The sequence below is a fragment of the Tropicibacter alexandrii genome (assembly GCF_003667315.2).
Taxonomy (GTDB): Bacteria; Pseudomonadota; Alphaproteobacteria; order Rhodobacterales; family Rhodobacteraceae; genus Tropicibacter; species Tropicibacter alexandrii.
Genome location: NZ_RCTZ02000024.1, coordinates 1 through 19,362, shown reverse-complemented (window position 1 = coordinate 19,362; position 19,362 = coordinate 1). Strand labels below are relative to the sequence as shown.

Genomic DNA, 19,362 nt, shown 5'->3' with positions numbered 1-19,362 from the left:
CTCACTCAATCCTGAGGAGGAGGACCCATGCCAGCCACATACGATCCGCGTATCCGTTTCGACCCCGACCGTCAGATCATGGAGGCCGATTTCTCCGACTTCCATTTCGACAGCCCGGCCACCGTTCACACATTCTACGACCGGATCGAGGACCGCATCCGCGCCAGCGGCGAGGAGTTGTGGTTCTTTCTCGTCAACCTCAACGGCACCCGCATCGATGCCAGCGCATGGTTCGCCTATGCCCATCGCGGCAAGACCCTCAACCACGCCCATTCCATGGGCTCCGTCCGGTTCGACGCCAGCCCGGAAACCGCCGCCCAGATCCAGCGCGACGCCCGGACCGAGCGGTTCGATCCCAACCTCTTCACCAATCGCTGCGACGCGGTGGCCCGTCTGGACGCCCTGCCGAGCAAACGCCGCGCCCGCATCCTGCACGACCCGAACTATGCCGAGGCCGATTTCGTCCGGCGCATCACGTTCGACACGGTCGAAGGTGTCATGCATGTCGATTTCTCGCATTTCACCTTTCACCATTCCCGCGACGTGAACGACTTCTACGACCATATCGAGGACCGCATCCGCGACACCGGACGGACCAAATGGTTCTTCCTGATCGATTACGAGGGCACGCAGATCCTGCCCGCAGCTTGGGTGCAATACGCCTTCCGGGGCAAGAAACTGAACCTCGCCCACAGCCTCGGGTCGGTCCGCTACGCCCCCGGCTCGGAAACCGAGGCCGAGATCAGGGCGCGCGCCAGCTCTCAGGACTTCAGCCCGAACATCCGCAACACCAAGGCCGAAGCCTTGGAGCGCATCGCAGAAATGCGGGCCCAGATGGCCTGAGAGGGGCGCCGCGCCGATCATTCCGCCAAGGTCTGGAACGGTTCGAGCGCGTTCAGGATGTGGGTCGTGTAGATCACGATATCGGCGTCGCCCTCGTTGGTGACGCCGCCATGCACATCGCCCGCGCTGAAGAACATCGCCATGCCCGGCGCCATCGCCATTTGCTGGCCATTGGGCATCAAGGCCGTGCCGCCTTGGTGGATCACCGCGTGTTCGTCGCCCGGATGCGTGTGCAGCGGAATGCGCCCGCCGGGCTTTATCGTCAGCTTGGACACGATGACCACCATGTCATCCGCGTCGCTCAGGGGCTGCTCGTTCAGCACGTCCCGCGTCACGAGATCGTCGGCCCAGACCGGCAGGGCAAAACAGTTCGCGGCCATCAGGGAAAGCAAAGTCTTCATTGGTCAATCTCCATCATAAATGAATAGTGTCACGTCCATGTCGAATCCCTGCGCCCAGGCCACGGCCTCGGCCAGCGACAGGCCCTTGCGTTCCTCGCACAGCACGGTGCCGGGATCGCCCGCCGCCTGATCCGCATCCGCCACGCCATTGTCCTGACAGGTGGCCTCGACGATCACCACCACGCTCTTCCAGCGGTGGCGTCGCTTGCGGTGATCGACGATATTGCACAGCATCTCAGGCCAGCCAGCGCTTGCGGCGGCGATAGGAGCGCACATCGCGGAACGACTTGCGCCCCTCGTCCGACATGCCGAGATAGAATTCCTTCACATCCGGGTTCTCGCGCAGGCTTTTGGCAGAGCCCTCCATCACCACCCGACCGTTTTCCAGGATGTAGCCAGAATGCGCATAGCGCAGGGCGACATTGGTGTTCTGCTCGGCCAGCAGGAAGGACACACCTTCATTCTCGTTGATCGACTTCACGATCTCGAAGATCTGCTCGACCAGCTGCGGCGCCAAACCCATTGAGGGCTCATCCAGCAGGATCGTCTCGGGCCGTGACATCAGCGCGCGCCCCACGGCCACCATCTGCTGTTCCCCGCCCGAGGTGTAGCCCGCCTGCGATTTGCGCCGCTCTTTCAGCCGCGGGAAATAGGAATAGACCAGTTCCAGATCATCGGCGACCGCGCCCTTGCCGTCGCGCCGCGTATAGGCTCCGGTCAGCAGGTTTTCCTCGACGGTCAGGTGCTCGAAGCAATGCCGCCCCTCCATCACCTGAATGACGCCGCGCTTCACCAACGCCGCCGGGTCCAGATCCTGCACCCGCTCGCCCTTGTAGACGATCGAGCCCTTGGTCACCTCGCCGCGCTCGGAATGCAAAAGGTTGGAAATCGCCTTCAGCGTCGTGGTCTTGCCCGCGCCATTGCCGCCCAGAAGCGCAGTGATCCCGCCCTGCTTCACGGACAGGCTCACGCCCTTCAGCACGAGGATCACGTGATTGTAGATCACCTCGATATTGTTGACCTCCAACAAGGTCTCGTCGGTCTTGGCGGCATCCAGCATCGGGCGCTCCCTTGCAGTCGGGGCTCGAACCCCTGTCTTCTTCTTGGCAAAAATACCCAAATTCCGGCGGCGACGACCCGCGCCGCCGCCGGAGGATATGCCCTTACTCAGAGCACTCTTCGTTCACCGGCCAAGGCGCGTTGGCTTCGGCATATTCGGCGGCAGCGGCTTCGGCGATCGCCTTGTAGCTGTCGACATTGGCCATCAACAGGTCAGACGCCTTTACGAACTTCTCGCCATCCCATTCCAGCATCCAGCCACCCGAATGCCCTGTGTGGTTGTTGCACGAGGTCTTGAACGGCGGCACCATGCCATCCAGACCCAGCTCGCTGATGCGGGCTTCGGTCATGTCGATGTTTTCCAGACCCCAGCGTAGCTGCTTGGCGTCGATCTCGGCAGTGCCGAAATGATCCTGCGCAACCTTGATACCCTCGGCAAGGATCGCCGAGATCACGATGCCACGGCCATAGAACACGCCCGACATTTCCTCGGGGTTGGACTGGGTCTTGCCCTCGTCGACGATGTGTTTCTGGATGTCGGCCATGACCGGCGCATCCGGGTTCGGGAAGGACCAGCTGATCGACTTGTAGCCCTTGCCATCCGCACCGACGATCTTCAGGTCGGCATCGTGACCGGCCCACCAGACGCCGATGAAGTTTTCCATCGGGAACTTGGTCTTGACCGCTTCGGTGATGGCGCCGGCATTCATCGCGCCCCAGCCCCACATCACGACATAGTCGGGACGCTCGCGGCGGATCTGCAGCCACTGCGCCGACTGGTTCTGCATTTCCTTCAGGCCGACCGGGATCGGCACCAGCTCAAAGCCCTTGGCTTCGGCGGCGGCTTCCAGAACCGGCAGGGGCTCCTTGCCGAACGGGTGGTCGAGATGCAGGAAGGCGATCTTCTTGCCCTCGAGGCTGCCTTCGCCTTCGATATACTGAAGGATCATATCAGCCGCATCCCAGTAGCCTGCGGGCGCGTTATAGGCCCACTGGAAGGTCTTGCCTTCCATCATCGGGCTGAAACCATAGCCCGGCGCAAGGATCGGGATCTCGTCCACGTTGGTCTTGGGCAGCACCTGAAGGGTGATGCCGGTGGACCACGGCTGGGTCACGATGGCGCGGCCCTTGGTCTTTTCATAGCATTCCACGCCCTTCTCGGTGGAATAGCCGGTTTCGCATTCCTCGGGGTTCACCGGGACACCGCCGATGCCGCCATCGCGGGCGTTCAGCATGTTGAGGTAATCCGCCTGACCGTTCATCAGCGGAATGCCGGTCGCCGCGAACGGCCCCGTCCGGTAGGCGAGGTTCGGGGTATAGAGTTCCTGCGCCAGAGTGCTGGTCGCGGTGATCCCCGCGACGACAGCGGCAATGGCCAGCTTGGTGAAGTGTTTCATGGTTTCTCCTCCCTGAGAATTGGTTCACTTCGGTTATGGGTCTTCAAAGTAGGATGGGTGATCACCCATCCTACCCGCATATCAGTGCGGGAAGGGCCAGATGATGAGTTTCTCGCGGATCAAGCGCCACAGTTGCGCCAGCCCGTGCGGTTCCACGATGAGGAAGAACACGATCAGGCTGCCCACGATCATGATGTTCAGATGCTCGACCGTTGCCGACCCGATGGGAATGCCCAGCGCGTTCGGCACGAGGTTCAGCACCACGGGCAGACCCACGATCAGGATCGCGCCCAGATAGTTCCCCATGATCGAGCCCAGGCCGCCGATGATCGCGATGAACAGGATGCGGAAGGACAGCGGGATGTCGAACAGGTTGGGCTCTGCCGCGCCGCGCCACATGAAGACGAACAGCGCCCCCGCCACGCCGACGATATAGGACGACACAGCAAAGGCGGTCAGCTTGGACTTCATCAGGTTGATGCCGATCAGTTCGGCGGCGATGTCCATGTCCCGCGTCGCCTTCCATGTCCGTCCAAGCGTGCCGCGCGTCAGGTTGATGCAGACAAGGGTCAGCAGCGAGACGATGAACAGTACGACGAAATATTGCACGATGGACGAGGCCTGCGGACCAGCAATATAGACGCCGAACATCTCGAGGTTCGGCACCTGGATCGCGCCGGAGGCGTTGTAGTTATAAAGCCACGCCCATTTCTCGAACAGCCAGACCAGAAAGAACTGCGCCGCGAGCGTCGCGATGGCGAGGTAGAAGCCCTTGATCCGCAAGGAGGGGATGCCGAACGCCACCCCGATGCCCGCCGAGAACACCCCCGACAGCAGGATGGCCACGATCGGGTTCATCCAAGGCATGATCGTGATCATCTTGTAGCAGGCATAGGCCCCCACCCCCATGAACGCCGCCGTCCCCAGCGACAGCTGCCCGGCAAAGCCGGTCAGGATGTTCAGCCCCAGCGCCGCCAGCGAGTAGATGAGGATCGGGATCAGCAAGGTCTGGAAGACGAACTCGCTCGCCACCAGCGGAAAGATCACCCAGGCGCAGGCGAGGATCACCGCCAGCAGGATCGCATCCTGCCTGACCGGGAACAGCGCCTGATCCGCCTCGTAACTTGTCTTGAACTGTCCTGCGGTCCTGTACAGCATGTCTTTTTCGTCTCCCAAGCTGGCCTCGCGGCCGGCATTCCTCCATCAGGTCAGGCGACCCGGTCCCTTGGGGCGGGGCGGTGCCCCGTCCCCCTCAATGTGTCAGGCCGTCATCGGCCTCGTAGCGCGCGCGGCTTCGCGTCGGTTTGGCAAAGCCGGTCGCCTCGGAATGGCGCACGATCCAGAAATAGGCCCACATGCCCACCGCCGCGCCCGCCGCCGCCAGCAAGACTGCAACGGTCATGCGGCTGCCCTCTTCCGGCTGGGTGGTCAGCGCGAGGTAGCCGAAGGACCAGAAGCCGGCCCAGGCCACTACGTTCAGGATCGCGATCAGTTTAGCCATGGTCTTCATCCCTACTTTCCGAGAAAGCCGGGGGACATCCCCGACCTACCCTCTGTTCCCACCCGACCCAGCCGATACAGGCGGGGCCGAGTGGATCGCTACACCCTCTCGATGATGCGCTCTCCGAACAGCCCTTGCGGACGGAACAGCAGCACGATCAGCGCCAGCACAAAGGCAAACCATGTCTCGGTATTGCCGCCCAGCAGCGGCTGGCCCCAGTAGATCTCGAACAGCTTTTCCAGCAGGCCGATCATCAGCCCGCCGATGATCGCCCCGGTGATCGACTCCAGACCACCCAGCATCAGCACCGGCAGCGCCTTGTAGGCGATGACCTCCAGCGCAAAGGACACACCGGCCCGAGCACCCCACGCGATCCCCGTCACCAGCGCAATGATCCCGGCGATGAACCAGACCAGCACCCAGACCGTCTGCAAGGAAATCCCCACCGACAAAGCCGCCTGGTGGTCATCGCCCAGCGCCCGGATCGCGCGGCCCATCTGGGTGTAGTTGAGGAAGGCCAGCAAGGCCGCAACCAGCGCACAAGCCACCACGACCACCGTGATATCAAGGTGTTGCAGGATGAGCAGGCCGCCAAACGGCTCCAGCACCGTGTCGCCTGTGGGAATGCCGAGTTCCTCGGTGATCATCACCTTGTTCTCGCCGCCAAAGATGATCTCTCCGCCACCGATCAGGAACAGCGTGATGCCGATGGTCGCCATGAACAGGATGATATCCGGCTGGCCGACCAAAGGCCGCAGCACCACCCGTTCGATGCTGACCGCCAGCACGAACATCACGCCCAGCGTCAGCGCCACGCTGATCCACGCCGGGATGCCGAAGGAATGCAGCCCCACCAGCGTCAGCGCCGCGAAGACCACCATGATGCCCTGCGCAAAGTTGAAGATGCGAGAGGACCGAAAGATCAGCACAAAGCCCAGCGCGATCAGCGCATAGAGCACGCCGGACACCAGCCCCTCCCACAGCACCTGCATGAGGAAGTCCGGCGCCGCGATCATGTCCGCGAAAGGTGCAATGAAGATATCGTTCAGCATGGGCTCTCCCCGCCCCGGACGTGCTCCGGGGCCTCATGGTTAAGGTGGAGGTCCCGGGTCAGGCCCGGGACGGGTTTGTCAAAATGTCTCAATGCGCCACCCCCAGATAGGCGTCGATGACGTCTTGGTTGTTGCGCACCTCGTCGGGCGTGCCGTCGCCGATCTTCTTGCCGTAATCCATCACGACAACCCGGTCGGACAGGTCCATGACCACGCCCATATCGTGTTCGATCAGCGCAATCGTCGTCCCGAATTCGTCATTCACATCAAGGATAAAGCGGCTCATGTCCTCTTTCTCCTCGACGTTCATCCCCGCCATCGGCTCGTCGAGCAGCAGCAGCGACGGCTCGGCGGCCAGCGCGCGCGCCAGTTCCACGCGCTTCTTCAGACCATAGGGCAGACGCCCCACAGGGGTCTTGCGGATATTCTGGATCTCAAGGAAATCGATCACCTTTTCAACGACTTCACGGTTCTCGATTTCTTCACGCTGGGCGGAACCCCACCACAGCGCCTGCGCCGCGATACCGGATTTCATATGCGTCAGACGCCCGGTCATGACGTTGTCCAGCACGGTCATCCCCTCGAACAAGGCGATGTTCTGAAAGGTCCGCGCCACCCCCATCCGGGCGACCTCGTAAGGCTTCATCTGCGGGCGCTTCGCGCCCTTGTACCAAACTTCGCCCACCGTCGGCGTATAGAAGCCCGAGATGACGTTCAGCATCGACGACTTGCCCGCGCCGTTCGGCCCGATGATGGCGCGGATCTCGCCCTCATGGATATCGAACGAGATATCCTGTATCGCCGTCACACCGCCGAATTTCAGGGTGATGTTCTTCATCTCCATCAGAACGCCGCCAATCTGGCGCCCATCCGCGGTGACGTATCCTTCGGTATCCCTCACGCGACGGCCTCCCGTTTCTTCTTGGCAAAAATACCCATTCCCAACTCTCGGGCGCGCTCCACGTCAAAAACGATGCGCCAAAAGGGATGGTGGGCGGGGCGATGTGCGCAGCACGAGCGTCGTCCCATCATTCCGCCGCCACCGCGCGCGGTGTCACCGGCACCGTCTCGGCATCGATGACCTTGAGCGTCGCTTTGATCTTGCCCTTGCGACCGTCCTCATAGGTGACTTCCGTCTCGGTGTAGACCTCCTCCGACCCGTCATACAAAGCGGCCACGAGGTCGCCGAACTTCTCGGCGATCACGTTGCGCTTGACCTTGCGGGTGCGGGTCATCTCGCCATCGTCGGCGTCCAGCTCCTTGTGCAGCACGATGAAGCGATGAACTTGGCAGCCCGACAGCATCTCGTCCTCGGCCACGGACTTGTTCACCTCTTCGACATGCCCCTTCAGCTGGGCGATCACCTGCGGGTGGCCCGCCAGCTCCTGATAAGAGGCATAGGCGATGTTGTTGCGCTCGGCCCAGTTGCCGACCGCCGTCAGGTCGATATTCAGGAAGGCGCAGCAATAGTCGCGGCCATTGCCCAGCAGAACGGCTTCGAGGATGTTCGGGAAAAACTTCAGCTTGTTCTCGACATATTTGGGCGCGAACATCGCGCCATCGGCCATCTGGCCCACATCCTTGGCCCGGTCGATGATGCGCAGGTGGCCGCTGCTTTCCTCGATGAAACCGGCATCGCCCGTGGCAACCCAGCCCTCGGCATCCTTGGTCCCGGCGGTCGAATCCGGGTTGTTGTAATATTCGACGAACACGCCCGGCGACCGATAGAAGACCTCGCCATTCTCGGCGATCCGCAACTCCACCCCCGGCGCAGGCACGCCCACGGTATCGCTGCGCACCTCGCCATCGGGCTGCACGGTGATGAAGACCGACGCCTCGGTCTGGCCATAGAGCTGTTTCAGGTTGATCCCCAGCGAGCGATAGAAATCAAAGATTTCCGGCCCGATCGCCTCGCCCGCCGTATAGCCGACGCGGACCTTGGAAAAACCCATGGCGTTCTTCAGCGGCCCGTAGACGAGGACCTCGCCCAGCGCGTATTTCATCCGGTCGCCAAAGCTGACCGGCTTGCCATCTAGGATATCGGGGCCAACGCGGCGGGCATGCGCCATGAAGTGCTTGAACATGCGCTGCTTCATCGGCGACGCATCCTCCATCCGGATCATGATCTGCGTCAGCTGCGTCTCGAAAATCCGGGGCGGCGCAAAGTAGTAGCTGGGCGCGATCTCGCGCAGGTCGTTGAGCAGCGTCTCGACGCTTTCGGGGCAGTTGACGCAGAAACCGGTCCAATAGGCCTGCCCGATGGAAAAGATGAAATCCCCCACCCATGCCATCGGCAAATAGGCCAGAACCTCGTCGTCGCGGCGCAGGCTGTCGAATTCCGACGAGGCCTTGCCCGACTCGATGATGTTGCGGTTGGACAGCACCACACCCTTGGGCTTGCCCGTCGTGCCCGAGGTATAAAGCATCACGCAGGTGCTGTCATAATCCAGCTCGGCCTTGCGCGACTCAAGTTCCTTGCTGAACTCGTCGCGGGCGGCGCGGCCCTGCGCCTGAACGTGACTGAACTCATGCAGGCGGGTGTGGTCGTATTTGCGCATCCCGCGCGGATCGACATAGATCATGTGCTCGAACTGGTGCAGGTCCTCCTGCACCTCGATCACCTTGTCGACCTGTTCCTGATCGGCGGCGATGACGAAGCGCGCGCCACAATGGCCCAGCACGTATTCCATCTCTTCGGCAACGGCGTCCTGATAAAGCGGCACCGGCACCGCGCCGCACATCTGCGCGGCCACCATCGACCAATACAGCGTCGGGCGGTTGCGGCCGATTATGGCCACATGATCGCCCCGGTTGACGCCAAGGTTCAGCAGACCAAGCGCCAGCGCCTCGATCTCGTCCTTGGCCTCGGACCAAGTCCAGCTTTGCCAGATGCCATATTCCTTCTCGCGATAGGCGGGTGAGCCGCCAAATTCGCGGGCGTTGCGATCCAATAGCGCAGGAACGGAGCGCAGACCCTCTGCGCCCTCAGCCATGTATGCCAAATCGTATCCTCCCAATGCCGGACCCTGCCCGGCACTCTCCTGTGACCCTTTCGGGCCGTGACCGTGTTGCTCACGATTCTGCGGCCCATTAGGAACATTCCCAACCTTGCGGTCAACTTTTTCCCGAAGATTTCCGGAATGTAACGAATTGTAACGGGCGCTGCGTCACATGCGTGGTTGCTTTACCCCGATGCGGGCCGCGCCTAGGGTCTGACCATGACGAACCCGGCGCTTCTTCAGGCAGGTCTGAACCTCATCCCGCAGGCGATCTCGATCTACGATCAGGGTCTGCGCCTAGCGGCGTGCAACACCCGCTTTGCCGAGATGTTTTCCCTGCCGCCGCATCTGACGACCGCTGGCGCGCGCTTTGCCGACACGATCCGGCATCTCGTGGAAGCGGGCGAATACGGCCCTGTCGAAGATCCCGACAGTTTCATCCGCGACCGCGAGGAAACCGCCCGCGCCTTTCAGCCGCATTACATGGAACGCACCCGCGCCAATGGCCGGGTGATTTCCGTCGAGGGGGCCCCCCTGCCCGAGGGCGGCTGGATCACCGTCTATACCGACATCACCGGGACGCGCGCGCAGGAACGTCTGTTGCGCACCCGCTCGGAATTGCTGTCCGGCGAAGTGCTGAAACGGTCCGAGGAACTGGCCCGCACCAACCGCCAACTGGCCGCCGCAAACGCCGCACTGACCGAGGCCCGCCGCCAGTTGCAGGACACCGAGGCCCGCACCCGCACCACGACCGAAATGATGCCGGCGCATATCGCCCGCGTCGATGCCGAGGGCCGCTATACGTTTTCCAACCGGCGGCTTGCCTCGGTCATGCCGGGACGGCCACAGCACATCCTTGGCCGCCATATCAGCGACACGCTGGGCGAGCAGGCCTATGGCCGCGTCCGCCCCTATCTGGAGGCCGCGCAGGCCGGGCGCGCCTCGACCTTCGAATTCACCGACGAGATGTCCTCGCGCCGCATCCGCGCGGCGTTTACCCCCGATCCGCTGGAGCCGGGCGTCTATATCCTGTCGCAGGACGTGACCGAGGAAACGCAGGCCCGCACCGCCCTGCAACAGACCCGGCGGCGCGAAATGGCGGCGCAGCTGACCTCTGGCATGGCGCATGACTTCGGCAACCTTCTGACCATCATCCTTGGCATGCAGTCCAAGCTGTCCCGCATGGACCTGCCCGACGATGCCCGCCCCTTGATCGACGCCACGCTGAGCGCGGCGCATCGCGGCGGCAGCCTGCTGGGGCGGATCGCAGACATCACCAGCCAGCGCAACTGGCGCCCCGCGCCGCTGCGGCTGGGGCCGTTCCTGCGTGATCTGGCGGTGCTGGCGACGCCGTCGCTGCCCGCGCAGCTTAGCCTCAGGGTCGATGACCTGACCAACGGGCCGGTGCTGGCCGATGCGGGGCTGTTGCAGGACGCGCTTCTGAACCTGATCCTGAACGCCCGCGACGCGACCGGCACCACGGGCGAAATCCACGTCGCCGCGCAGGAGGTGCAGGGCACGTGGTTGCAGCTGACCGTCTCGGATACCGGGCCGGGCTTTTCGCCCGAGGCGCTGGCGCATGGGCTCGACCCGTTCTTTACCACTAAGGGTGGGGCCGGGTCGGGGCTGGGGCTGGCCATGGTCTATGACATGACGAAACTGGCGGGCGGCGCGGTGCGGCTGGCCAATACCGAAACCGGCGCGCAGGTTGCCCTGCGCATCCCGCTGCGCCGCGCCGCGCCCCTGCCGGAAACCGGCCTTGTCCTGCTGGTCGAAGACAATCCCGACCTGCGCCTGCCGGTGCGCGAGATGCTGACCGACATGGGTTACCAAGTGGCCGAGGCCGCCTCGGTGCCCGAGGCGCTGGACCTCGCCGACAGCCTGCCGGTCGCGCTGATCCTCTCGGATATCCTGCTCGATGGGCCGCAGACCGGGCTGGCGCTTCTGGATGCGCGGCCCGATCTGCCGATCTGCCTGATGACCTCGCTGCCGCCCGATGACCCGCGCAGGGAAGAGGCCGCGCGCCGCGCGCGCCTGCTGCCGAAACCGTTTAGCGCCACCAGTCTTGCGCAAATCCTCGGCAGGGATCATCTAAAGGCATGAGCGCGCTGATCTCCATTCTCGACGACGAACCGGCCATCCGGGACATCCTGTCGGATGCCCTGCAGGAAGCGGGTTACAGGACCATGACCTTTGCCCGCGCCACCGAATTCGAGGCGGCGCTGCGCAAGACCACGCCGGACCTGTGCCTTGTCGATCTGGGCCTGCCGGATCGCGACGGGCTGTCGCTGGTCCACCGACTGGCGCTGGAACAGGGTGCGACGGTGATCATCATCTCGGCCCGCGCCCAGACGCAGGACAAGATCACCGGGCTGGAACTGGGCGCCGATGACTACATCATCAAGCCCTTCGACCCGGCCGAGGTCGTCGCGCGCATCCGCGCCCGCCTGCGCGGGCCAAAGCGTCAGGCCAGCAGCCAGACCGCCCGGTTCGAGGGCTGGACCGCGCATTTCGACCGGTTCACGCTGGAAGATGCCGAAGGTGTCGAAACCGCGTTCTCTCAGGCCGAGGGCGAGGTGCTGCGGCTGTTCCTCGAAAGCCCGAAACGGCTGATCACCCGCGCCTTCATGCAGGAAACGCTGGGCGGACAGGCGGGGGACAGCTTTGACCGGGCGATGGATGTGCGCATCTCGCGGCTGCGCACCAAGCTGCGCGAAGACCCCAAGAACCCCCGCCTGATCAAGACGATCTACGGCGCCGGTTACATCTTTCTCGGCGATGTCAGCTGGAGCTGACCGGGTACGGGACGGGACCCTGCCCCGCTCTCCCCGAAGATCGGGCAGCCTAGCGTCACCCGCAGGGCGGCGATCAAATCATCCAGCGTTTCTGCGCCGACATATTGCCCGCCGGTCCGGTCGGCCAGACATTCCGCAACCGAGGTCTCTTCGTTGTAGCCGGACTCGGTCCCGCCCCAGCTGAAATGCGCGCCGCGCACCTTGAAGCCGATCACGTGCACCGTCAGGTCCAGCCCGTCCGCCGCCAGTTCCGCCGCCAATTGGCACGGCGCACCGCCGCAGGTTTCGCGGCCATCGGTGACCAGCACCACCGTGCCGGGCCGGTCGCGAAAGCCCAGTTCCTCGGCTGCCATCCGCACCGCATCGGTCAGCGCGGTCTCACCTTCGGGTTGCAGGTCGTCGGCCTGTCGCAGGATCGCCGGACCGTTGCCCCAATCCGGCGACAGGCGCAGGTCGATATTGCTGCAACTCTCGCCCGCGCCCGGCCCGTACACCACCAGCCCCAGCCGCCGCGCATCGGCCACGCCGGGCACCACCTGCCGCAGCGCCTCGCGCGCCTCGAAGATGCGCGGATCGCCGATATTGTTGAACCCGGTCTCGGCCATGCTGCCCGACCCGTCCAGAACGATGATCGCATCCTCGGTGCAATTGTCGCCCGCATGCACCGGCATCGCCAGCAAGGCGCAGGCGGCAAAGGTGCGGGTCAAACCCATTCCACCACCTCCCTCAGCGGCGCGCGCTCGGTGCGGAACCCGTTGGCCGGGTGATCCGGATCGGCATAGCCAAGGGCAATCCCGCACAACACCGCGCGGTCCTCGGGGATGGCAAACCAGTCGCGCACGAAATGCGAGAACCCGGCGGTCGAGGCCATCGGCACCGAGGCCACGCCCCGCGCCTGCAAGGCCAGACAGACGGCGGTCACGAAAGACCCGCAATCCAGCACACCATAGGCGCCCAGCGCCTTGGGCGTGGTGATCAACAGGAAGTTGGGCGCACCGAACAGGCGGAAATTCTCCATGCTCTGGCGGGCCGACCCGGCACGATCCCCACGCTGGATGCCCACGGCGTCGTATAACTGCCAGCCACAGATGCTGCGCCGGGTCTTGTAGACCCCTTCGTACCGTTCGGGAAAGGGAATGTCGGTGCCGTGCTTGCCCGCCTTGGCATGGGCATGCAGCGCCTCGGCGAAGCGTTTCGTTTCCTCCGGTCCGCAGGCCTGAACCTTCCACGGCTGCGAATTGCACCAGCTGGGCACCTGTTGCGCGTCGATCAAAGCCGCCTCGATCACATCGCGCGGGACCGGGTCGGGCCTGTAGCCGCGACAGGAATGCCGCGCGCGCAGCAGCGCGCCATAGGCGGTGGCAAGGTCGGTCTGCGCGTCGTTATCTTTCATGGCCTGTCCATTCGCACCCTGTCCCGCCAGCAAAGCGCAAGTGGCGGTGAAAGGAAAGGGGCTCCGCCCCCGCCCGTGCCGTGCTCCCCCGCGGTATTTTGGGCCAGAAGAAACGGGCTGTGTTTCTCGGGAAAGCGGATTATCTCCGCGACATGGTTTCCTTGGCCCCTTCTCTGCAGGACTGGTTCGATGCGCGCGGCTGGCAGGTGCATGCCCATCAGCGCGCCATGCTGGAGCGTGCGGGCGCACCGGCGACGCTGCTGATCGCGCCGACCGGCGGCGGCAAGACGCTGGCCGGGTTCCTGCCGACCCTGTCGGAACTCGCCGCGGGCGGGCATGACGGATTGCACACGCTCTATATCTCGCCCCTGAAGGCGCTGGCCTCGGATATCCGGCGCAACCTGTTGATCCCCATCGAAGAGGCCGGGTTGCCGATCCGGGTGGAGGATCGCACCGGCGACACGTCCTACACGCAAAAGCGGCGGCAGCGCGCCGACCCGCCGCATATCCTGCTGACCACGCCGGAAAGCCTTGCGCTGTTATTGTCCTACGAGGACGCGCCACGGATTTTCGCGGGACTTAAGCGGGTGGTGGTGGATGAAATCCACGCGCTGGCCGAGAGCAAGCGGGGCGACCAGTTGATGCTGGCGCTGGCGCGGTTGCAGGGGCTGCGGCCTGATGTTCGGCGCGTCGGCCTGTCGGCCACGGTCGAGGACCCGGCCGCGCTGGCGCGCTTTCTGGCGCGGCATCCGGACCGGTGTGACATCCTGCGGGCCGATCCGGGGCCGGACCCGGATATCTCGATGCTGCAAACCGAGCAGGCGCCGCCATGGTCGGGCGGCGGCGCGAAACACGCCATCCCGGCGGTGTTGGAGCAGGTGAAGCGGCACAAGACCACGCTGATCTTCCACAACACCCGCGCGCAGGCGGAGATCTTTTTCCACAACCTGTGGTTGGCCAATGACGAGGGGCTGCCCGTGGGCATCCACCACGGGTCCCTAGACCGGGGGCAGCGGGAGAAGGTCGAGGCGGCCATGGTGGCGGGGCAGCTACGCGCCATCGTCTGCACCGGCAGTCTCGATCTGGGGATCGACTGGGGGGATGTCGATCTGGTGATCCAGATCGGCGCGCCGAAGAACGTCAAGCGGCTGGTGCAGCGCATCGGGCGAGCCAATCACCGCTACAACGCGCCGTCCAAGGCGCTGCTGGTGCCTGCCAACCGCTTCGAGGTGGTGGAGTGCCTCGCCGCGCTGGAGGCGGTCAAGGAACACGATCTCGACGGCGAGCCGCGCGGGCCGGGGCCGCGCGACGTGCTGTGCCAGCATATCTTGATTGCCGCAGCCTCTGGCCCGTTCGATGCCGATGCGCTGCTCGCCGAAGTGACCAGCGCCGGGCCCTATGCCGGGCTGACGCGGGAAGGCTTTGACGCCTGTCTCGATTTCTGCGCCACCGGGGGCTATGCGCTGCGCGCCTATGACCAATGGCGGCGGTTGCAGCAGCGCCCCGACGGGCTGTGGCAGCTGCGCGACCCGCGCTCGGCCCTGCGCATCCGGCAGAATATCGGCACGATTCAGGACACAGACACGCTCAAGGTCAAATGGCGCGGGCGCGGCGGCAAGCCCTTGGGCGAGATCGAGGAGAGCTTTGCCGCGTCGCTGACCAAGGGCGACACGTTCCTGATCGGCGGGCAGATCGTGCGCTATGAGGGGCTGCGCGAACTGGTGGTCGAGGTCACGCGCGACGCGGCCCGCAAGCCGAAGATCGCCACCTTCATGGGCACGAAATTCGCCACCTCGACGCAGCTGTCGGAACGGATTTTGCGGCTGTTCCAGTCTGGCGACTGGTCCGGCCTGCCCGCCCACACCGCCGACTGGCTGCGCCTGCAGGCCGAGGTCAGCCGCCTGCCCGAACCGGGGCGGCTGCTGGTCGAGACCTTTCCCCATGACGGGCGGCAGCAGATGGTGGTCTATGGCTTTGCCGGGCGCAACGCCCAGCAGACGCTGGGCCTGCTGATGACCAAGAGGATGGAGGAAATGGGGCTTGCGCCGATGGGCTTTGTGTCCACCGATTACGCGACCCTGATCTGGGGGCTGGACGCGGTGACGGACCCGGCGCCGCTGTTCGATCTACAGGCGCTCGAGGCCGGGCTGGATCAATGGCTGGCGGGCAATGCGGTGATGAAGCGGACATTCCGCGCCTCGGCCACCATTGCAGGCCTGATCGAGCGGCAGGTTGGTGGGCAGCGCAAAACCGGGCGGCAGGCGACCATGTCCTCGGACATCTTGTATGACACCCTGCTGAAATACGACCCCGATCACCTCTTGATGCAGGTCACCCGCGAAGAGGCGATGCGCGGTCTGGTCGATTTCGCCCGCATCCGCGAGATGCATGCCCGGGTGGGCCACCGCATCGATCACGTGATGCTGGACCGGGTGACGCCGCTGGCGGCGCCCTTGTTCCTTGAACCGGGACGCGTGCCGATCAACGGCTTGGCCGATGAACGCCTGTTGGAAGAGGAAATCACCCGCCTTCTGGATGAAAGCGGGTTGGCGCAGGTCGCCGTCTAGCAGGGCAGCAGAACCTTGAGCATACGGGCGAGGCGATTCAACCAGCCTGGCGCGGCGAGCGGATGCAGGCGCAGACGCGCGACATCAAGTTCGGATTGGTCGAGCAGCACGGGAAATCGTTTTCGGTCCGGGGTCATGAAATGGGCCTTCTGGCAGTCACTTTCTCAAAATGTGCCCCCTGAATATTGACGCAAGGTTAACCAAGCAACCCGGCAAGCTGGAACAAGACTGTTTCCCCTTCTCTTCGTACGAGTTAGCCGTTTGTTAACCCATTGCTGGCTCTTGCCGCCGCGCCATGCACATGCGAAGACAAAGCATGAACATGCACGGCTTTCTCTTTCATGGTGCCGCCTTGCAGGCCTTGCCGTCGGGGGCGCTTTTCTGGCCGCAAGAGCGCCTTTTGGTCGTGTCCGACCTGCATTTCGGCAAGTCGGCGCGCCTGTCCGCGGTCGGCGGCGCGCAATTGCCGCCCTATGACACGCAGGCCACGCTGGAAAAGCTTCAATCCGACCTCGACGCGACCCAAGCCGCACGGGTGATCTGCCTTGGCGACAGTTTCGATGCGCCGGGGCTGGACCGCACCCTGCCCGAACGCGAGGCGCTGTGGATTGCGCAGATGCAGGCCGGGCGCGACTGGACATGGATCGAGGGCAACCACGATCCCGGTCCGGTGTCGATCGGCGGCGCACATCGTGCGCAGGTCAGGATCGGGGACCTGACCTTTCGCCATATCGCCACCGGGAACATGGGCGAGGTGTCGGGCCATTACCACCCGAAACTCCGGCTGACCCTGCGTGGCCGCAGCCTTGCCCGCCCGTGTTTCCTATTGGATGACCGGCGCCTGATCCTGCCAGCCTTCGGTGCCTATACCGGCGGCATGGACTGCACCCGCCCGCCCCTGCGCGACCTCATGGGCACCGGTGCCACGGCGATCCTGACGGGCACGCGGGCGGTGGCCATGCCCCTGCCTTGACAGCGCGCGCAACCCGTGCGCCTCTGAGCCATGCAGCGCATCCATGACAGTTTCGCCCGACAGGGCATGATGACCACCCTCGGCGCGACCCTCGACGCGGTGCGCGAGGGCCACGTCACCATCAGCGCCCCGGTCACCCCCGCCACCTCGCAACAGCAGGGCTTTGGCCATGCGGCGCTGACCTTTGCGCTTGGCGACTCGGCGGCGGGCTATGCCGCGCTGACCCTGCTGCCCGAGAACGAAGTCGTCACCTCCGAGATGAAGATCCACCTGCTGTCCCCCGCCATCGGCCAGAGGCTGATCGCGCGCGGGCGCGTGGTCAAGCCGGGGCGGCGGTTGATGGTCGTCATGGCCGAGGTCTTTGCCGAGCGCGACGGGGCCGGGAAGCAGATCGCCCTGCTGACCGGCACGATGGTGCCCGTGCCGCTTTAGGCCACGCGGCGGGCCAGCCGGTCCTGATGCAGGCTTGACGCGGAATAGAGAACCAGCCCGATCCAGATCATCGGCAACGCGATCATGTGCCAGAGCGTCACCACCTGTCCGAACACCAGCACCGCCAACGTGAACTGAATCGTCGGGTTCACGTATTGGATCAGGCCGATCGTCGCATAGCGGATGCGCTTGGCGGCATAGGAAAACATCATCAGCGGCACCGCCGTCACCAGCCCGCCCGCGACCAACAACAGGCTGGTGCCCCAGTCCTGTCCGAAAAACCCGCCCGGCCGTCCGGTGAAATCCGTCCAGCCCAGCCAGTGCACGCCCAAGAGCCAGACCAGCGACAGCGGGCCGACGATGGCGACCTCGGCTGTGACCGACAGGACCGGCCCGGCAGTGACGCCCCGCTTGAACGCGCCATAAAGGGCAAAGCACATCGCCAGCGCCAGCGACAGGTACGGCGCCACGCCCAGCCCCACCGTCAGCAGCAGCACCGCGCTGGCCGCCAGAACCACCGCCCCCCATTGCAGCGGCGTCAGCGTTTCGCGGAAGACGACGAAACCCAGCTTCACGGCTAGCAGCGGAAAGATGTAATAGCCGATCGAGGCCTCCATCACCGCGCCGACCTGCACCGCGTAGATGAACAGGAACCAGTTGCCCGAAATCGCAAAGGCCGCCGCGATGATCCGCCACCGCGCCGCCGGGTTCTGAAAGATCCGCCACAATTCAGGCAACCGCCCCTGCAGTCCGAGATAGACGGCAAAGATCGCCAGCGACCAGAACGTCCGGTGGGCAAAGACTTCGAGCGGCGGCACCTCGGACAGCAGCGCCCAATAGAGCGGAAACAACCCCCACAGAAGGTTCGCGCCAAGCGCAACGAGAAAGCCTTTGGATGCATCTGTCATGCTTTGCTTCCTGCGCCCCGGCGCGGCGGATGACAAGCAGAAAGCCGGTGGCCCCGAAATGACGAAGGCCCCGCGCCGTTTCCGACGCGGGGCTGATCTTGGCCGTGTTCGCTCAGGCAGTCAGGCCATCGGGCTCGGTCAGGCTGTTGGCGCGGCAGGCGGCGGTGACGGTGTTGGCCAGCAGGCAGGCGATGGTCATCGGCCCGACGCCGCCGGGGACGGGGGTGATGGCGCCGGCGACCTCGGCGCAGCTGTCGTAGTGGCAGTCACCGACCAGCTTTGTCTTGCCGTCGCGCTCGATGCGGTTGATGCCGACGTCGATGACCGTGGCGCCCTTCTTGATCCAGTCGCCGGGGACCATCTCGGGGCGGCCAACGGCGGCGACGACGATGTCGGCGCGGCGGACGACCTCCGCCAGGTCCTTGGTCCGCGAATGCGCGATGGTCACGGTGCACGAATCGCCCAGCAACAGCTGCGCCATCGGCTTGCCGACGATGTTCGAGCGCCCGATCACCACCGCATCCATGCCGGACAGTGACCCGTGATGGTCCCGCAGCATCATCAGGCAGCCCAGCGGCGTGCAGGGCACCATCGACTTCTGCCCGGTGCCCAAAAGGCCCACGTTCGAGATGTGGAACCCGTCCACATCCTTGGCCGGATCGATGGAATTGATCACCAGATCCTCGTCCAGATGCTTGGGCAGCGGCAGTTGCACGAGGATGCCATGCACCGCCGGATCAGTGTTCAGCTGGTCGATCAGCGCCAGCAGATCGGCCTCTGAGGTGTCGGCGTCGAGCTTGTGCTCGTAGGAATTCATGCCGACCTCGACGGTCTGCTTGCCCTTGGAGCGGACATAAACCTGCGACGCCGGGTCCTCGCCCACCAGCACCACCGCCAGACCGGGGGTGATGCCGTGCTCATCCTTCAGCCGGGCCACATGCCCCGCCACCTTCTCGCGGACCGTGGCCGCAAAGGCCTTGCCGTCGATCACTGTTGCCGTCATTTCGTCACTTCCTTCCCGAATGGTCTTCAACTCTCCCCG

General features: G+C 64.4%; 20 protein-coding genes. 6 read left to right on the top strand and 14 right to left on the bottom strand.

What is annotated here, in order from left to right; translation table 11 throughout:
* Positions 1 to 27: 27 nt before the first annotated feature.
* Complete coding sequence (locus D8Z78_RS20900) at positions 28 to 843, top strand: hypothetical protein (protein ID WP_121632644.1); 816 nt, start codon at positions 28 to 30, stop codon at positions 841 to 843.
* Between the two features lie 17 nt (positions 844 to 860).
* On the opposite strand, the gene D8Z78_RS20895 is transcribed toward D8Z78_RS20900, so the two are convergent.
* The 9 genes from D8Z78_RS20895 to D8Z78_RS20855 all read right to left on the bottom strand — a co-directional run bounded on the left by D8Z78_RS20895 (position 861) and on the right by D8Z78_RS20855 (position 9,246).
* Positions 861 to 1,244, bottom strand: coding sequence for a cupin domain-containing protein (locus tag D8Z78_RS20895; protein WP_121632646.1), 384 nt, complete (start codon positions 1,242 to 1,244; stop codon positions 861 to 863).
* A gap of 3 nt (positions 1,245 to 1,247) precedes the next feature.
* The gene (locus tag D8Z78_RS20890; RefSeq protein ID WP_121632647.1) at positions 1,248 to 1,478 is read right to left on the bottom strand and encodes a hypothetical protein; all 231 of its coding nucleotides are present in this window, start codon (positions 1,476 to 1,478) and stop codon (positions 1,248 to 1,250) included.
* 1 nt (position 1,479) lies between these two features.
* Positions 1,480 to 2,304 (bottom strand): ABC transporter ATP-binding protein, encoded by an 825-nt coding sequence (locus tag D8Z78_RS20885; RefSeq protein WP_121632649.1) that lies wholly within the window; start codon positions 2,302 to 2,304, stop codon positions 1,480 to 1,482.
* 103 nt (positions 2,305 to 2,407) lie between these two features.
* Positions 2,408 to 3,700, bottom strand: coding sequence for an ABC transporter substrate-binding protein (locus D8Z78_RS20880; protein ID WP_121632651.1), 1,293 nt, complete (start codon positions 3,698 to 3,700; stop codon positions 2,408 to 2,410).
* Positions 3,701 to 3,781: 81 nt separating this feature from the next.
* Positions 3,782 to 4,858, bottom strand: a complete 1,077-nt coding sequence (locus D8Z78_RS20875; RefSeq protein ID WP_121632653.1) for a branched-chain amino acid ABC transporter permease — start codon at positions 4,856 to 4,858, stop codon at positions 3,782 to 3,784.
* 94 nt (positions 4,859 to 4,952) lie between these two features.
* Positions 4,953 to 5,201 carry a hypothetical protein gene (locus tag D8Z78_RS20870; protein WP_121632669.1) on the bottom strand — a complete coding sequence of 83 codons (249 nt, stop codon included), beginning with the start codon at positions 5,199 to 5,201 and terminating at the stop codon, positions 4,953 to 4,955.
* A gap of 98 nt (positions 5,202 to 5,299) precedes the next feature.
* Positions 5,300 to 6,253 (bottom strand): branched-chain amino acid ABC transporter permease, encoded by a 954-nt coding sequence (locus tag D8Z78_RS20865; RefSeq protein ID WP_121632655.1) that lies wholly within the window; start codon positions 6,251 to 6,253, stop codon positions 5,300 to 5,302.
* 88 nt (positions 6,254 to 6,341) lie between these two features.
* Positions 6,342 to 7,097, bottom strand: coding sequence for an ABC transporter ATP-binding protein (locus tag D8Z78_RS20860; protein WP_240672213.1), 756 nt, complete (start codon positions 7,095 to 7,097; stop codon positions 6,342 to 6,344).
* 184 nt (positions 7,098 to 7,281) lie between these two features.
* Positions 7,282 to 9,246 (bottom strand): AMP-binding protein, encoded by a 1,965-nt coding sequence (locus D8Z78_RS20855; RefSeq protein WP_121632658.1) that lies wholly within the window; start codon positions 9,244 to 9,246, stop codon positions 7,282 to 7,284.
* Positions 9,247 to 9,471: 225 nt separating this feature from the next.
* On the opposite strand from D8Z78_RS20855, the gene D8Z78_RS20850 reads away from it, so the two are divergent.
* Together D8Z78_RS20850 and D8Z78_RS20845 are read left to right on the top strand one after the other, a co-directional pair.
* Positions 9,472 to 11,355, top strand: coding sequence for a hybrid sensor histidine kinase/response regulator (locus D8Z78_RS20850; protein ID WP_121632659.1), 1,884 nt, complete (start codon positions 9,472 to 9,474; stop codon positions 11,353 to 11,355).
* Positions 11,352 to 12,047 carry a response regulator transcription factor gene (locus D8Z78_RS20845; RefSeq protein ID WP_121632660.1) on the top strand — a complete coding sequence of 232 codons (696 nt, stop codon included), beginning with the start codon at positions 11,352 to 11,354 and terminating at the stop codon, positions 12,045 to 12,047. The genes D8Z78_RS20850 and D8Z78_RS20845 overlap by 4 nt, the downstream gene beginning before the upstream one ends.
* Here the strand turns inward: D8Z78_RS20845 and D8Z78_RS20840 are convergent.
* Entirely contained in the window at positions 12,014 to 12,760 is a 747-nt protein-coding gene (locus D8Z78_RS20840; RefSeq protein ID WP_240672210.1) for a vWA domain-containing protein, read from the bottom strand. The two genes, D8Z78_RS20845 and D8Z78_RS20840, sit on opposite strands and share 34 nt — an antisense overlap.
* Positions 12,751 to 13,440, bottom strand: a complete 690-nt coding sequence (locus tag D8Z78_RS20835; RefSeq protein WP_121632661.1) for a nitroreductase — start codon at positions 13,438 to 13,440, stop codon at positions 12,751 to 12,753. Before D8Z78_RS20835 ends, D8Z78_RS20840 begins: the two co-directional genes overlap by 10 nt.
* Before the next feature lie 161 nt (positions 13,441 to 13,601).
* Here D8Z78_RS20835 and D8Z78_RS20830 point away from each other — a divergent pair, with 161 nt between their 5' ends.
* Positions 13,602 to 16,007 carry a ligase-associated DNA damage response DEXH box helicase gene (locus D8Z78_RS20830; protein ID WP_255446369.1) on the top strand — a complete coding sequence of 802 codons (2,406 nt, stop codon included), beginning with the start codon at positions 13,602 to 13,604 and terminating at the stop codon, positions 16,005 to 16,007.
* On the opposite strand, the gene D8Z78_RS24750 is transcribed toward D8Z78_RS20830, so the two are convergent.
* Positions 16,004 to 16,144, bottom strand: a complete 141-nt coding sequence (locus tag D8Z78_RS24750; protein WP_164933047.1) for a hypothetical protein — start codon at positions 16,142 to 16,144, stop codon at positions 16,004 to 16,006. The genes D8Z78_RS20830 and D8Z78_RS24750 overlap by 4 nt on opposite strands.
* A 179-nt stretch (positions 16,145 to 16,323) precedes the next feature.
* Between D8Z78_RS24750 and pdeM the strand changes: the two genes are divergently transcribed.
* Together pdeM and D8Z78_RS20820 are read left to right on the top strand one after the other, a co-directional pair.
* Positions 16,324 to 16,980: a ligase-associated DNA damage response endonuclease PdeM gene (pdeM, locus tag D8Z78_RS20825; protein WP_121632662.1), complete on the top strand. Its 657-nt coding sequence runs from the start codon at positions 16,324 to 16,326 to the stop codon at positions 16,978 to 16,980.
* Between the two features lie 30 nt (positions 16,981 to 17,010).
* On the top strand, positions 17,011 to 17,412 hold the full coding sequence (locus tag D8Z78_RS20820; protein WP_121632663.1) for a PaaI family thioesterase: 402 nt from the start codon (positions 17,011 to 17,013) through the stop codon (positions 17,410 to 17,412).
* On the opposite strand, the gene rarD is transcribed toward D8Z78_RS20820, so the two are convergent.
* Both rarD and folD read right to left on the bottom strand, forming a co-directional pair.
* A complete protein-coding gene (rarD, locus tag D8Z78_RS20815) occupies positions 17,409 to 18,320 on the bottom strand; it encodes an EamA family transporter RarD (protein ID WP_121632664.1) in 912 nt (303 codons plus the stop codon). The genes D8Z78_RS20820 and rarD overlap by 4 nt on opposite strands.
* Positions 18,321 to 18,432: 112 nt before the next feature.
* Entirely contained in the window at positions 18,433 to 19,323 is an 891-nt protein-coding gene (gene folD / locus D8Z78_RS20810) for a bifunctional methylenetetrahydrofolate dehydrogenase/methenyltetrahydrofolate cyclohydrolase FolD (RefSeq protein ID WP_121632665.1), read from the bottom strand.
* Between the last annotated feature and the right edge of the window lie 39 nt (positions 19,324 to 19,362).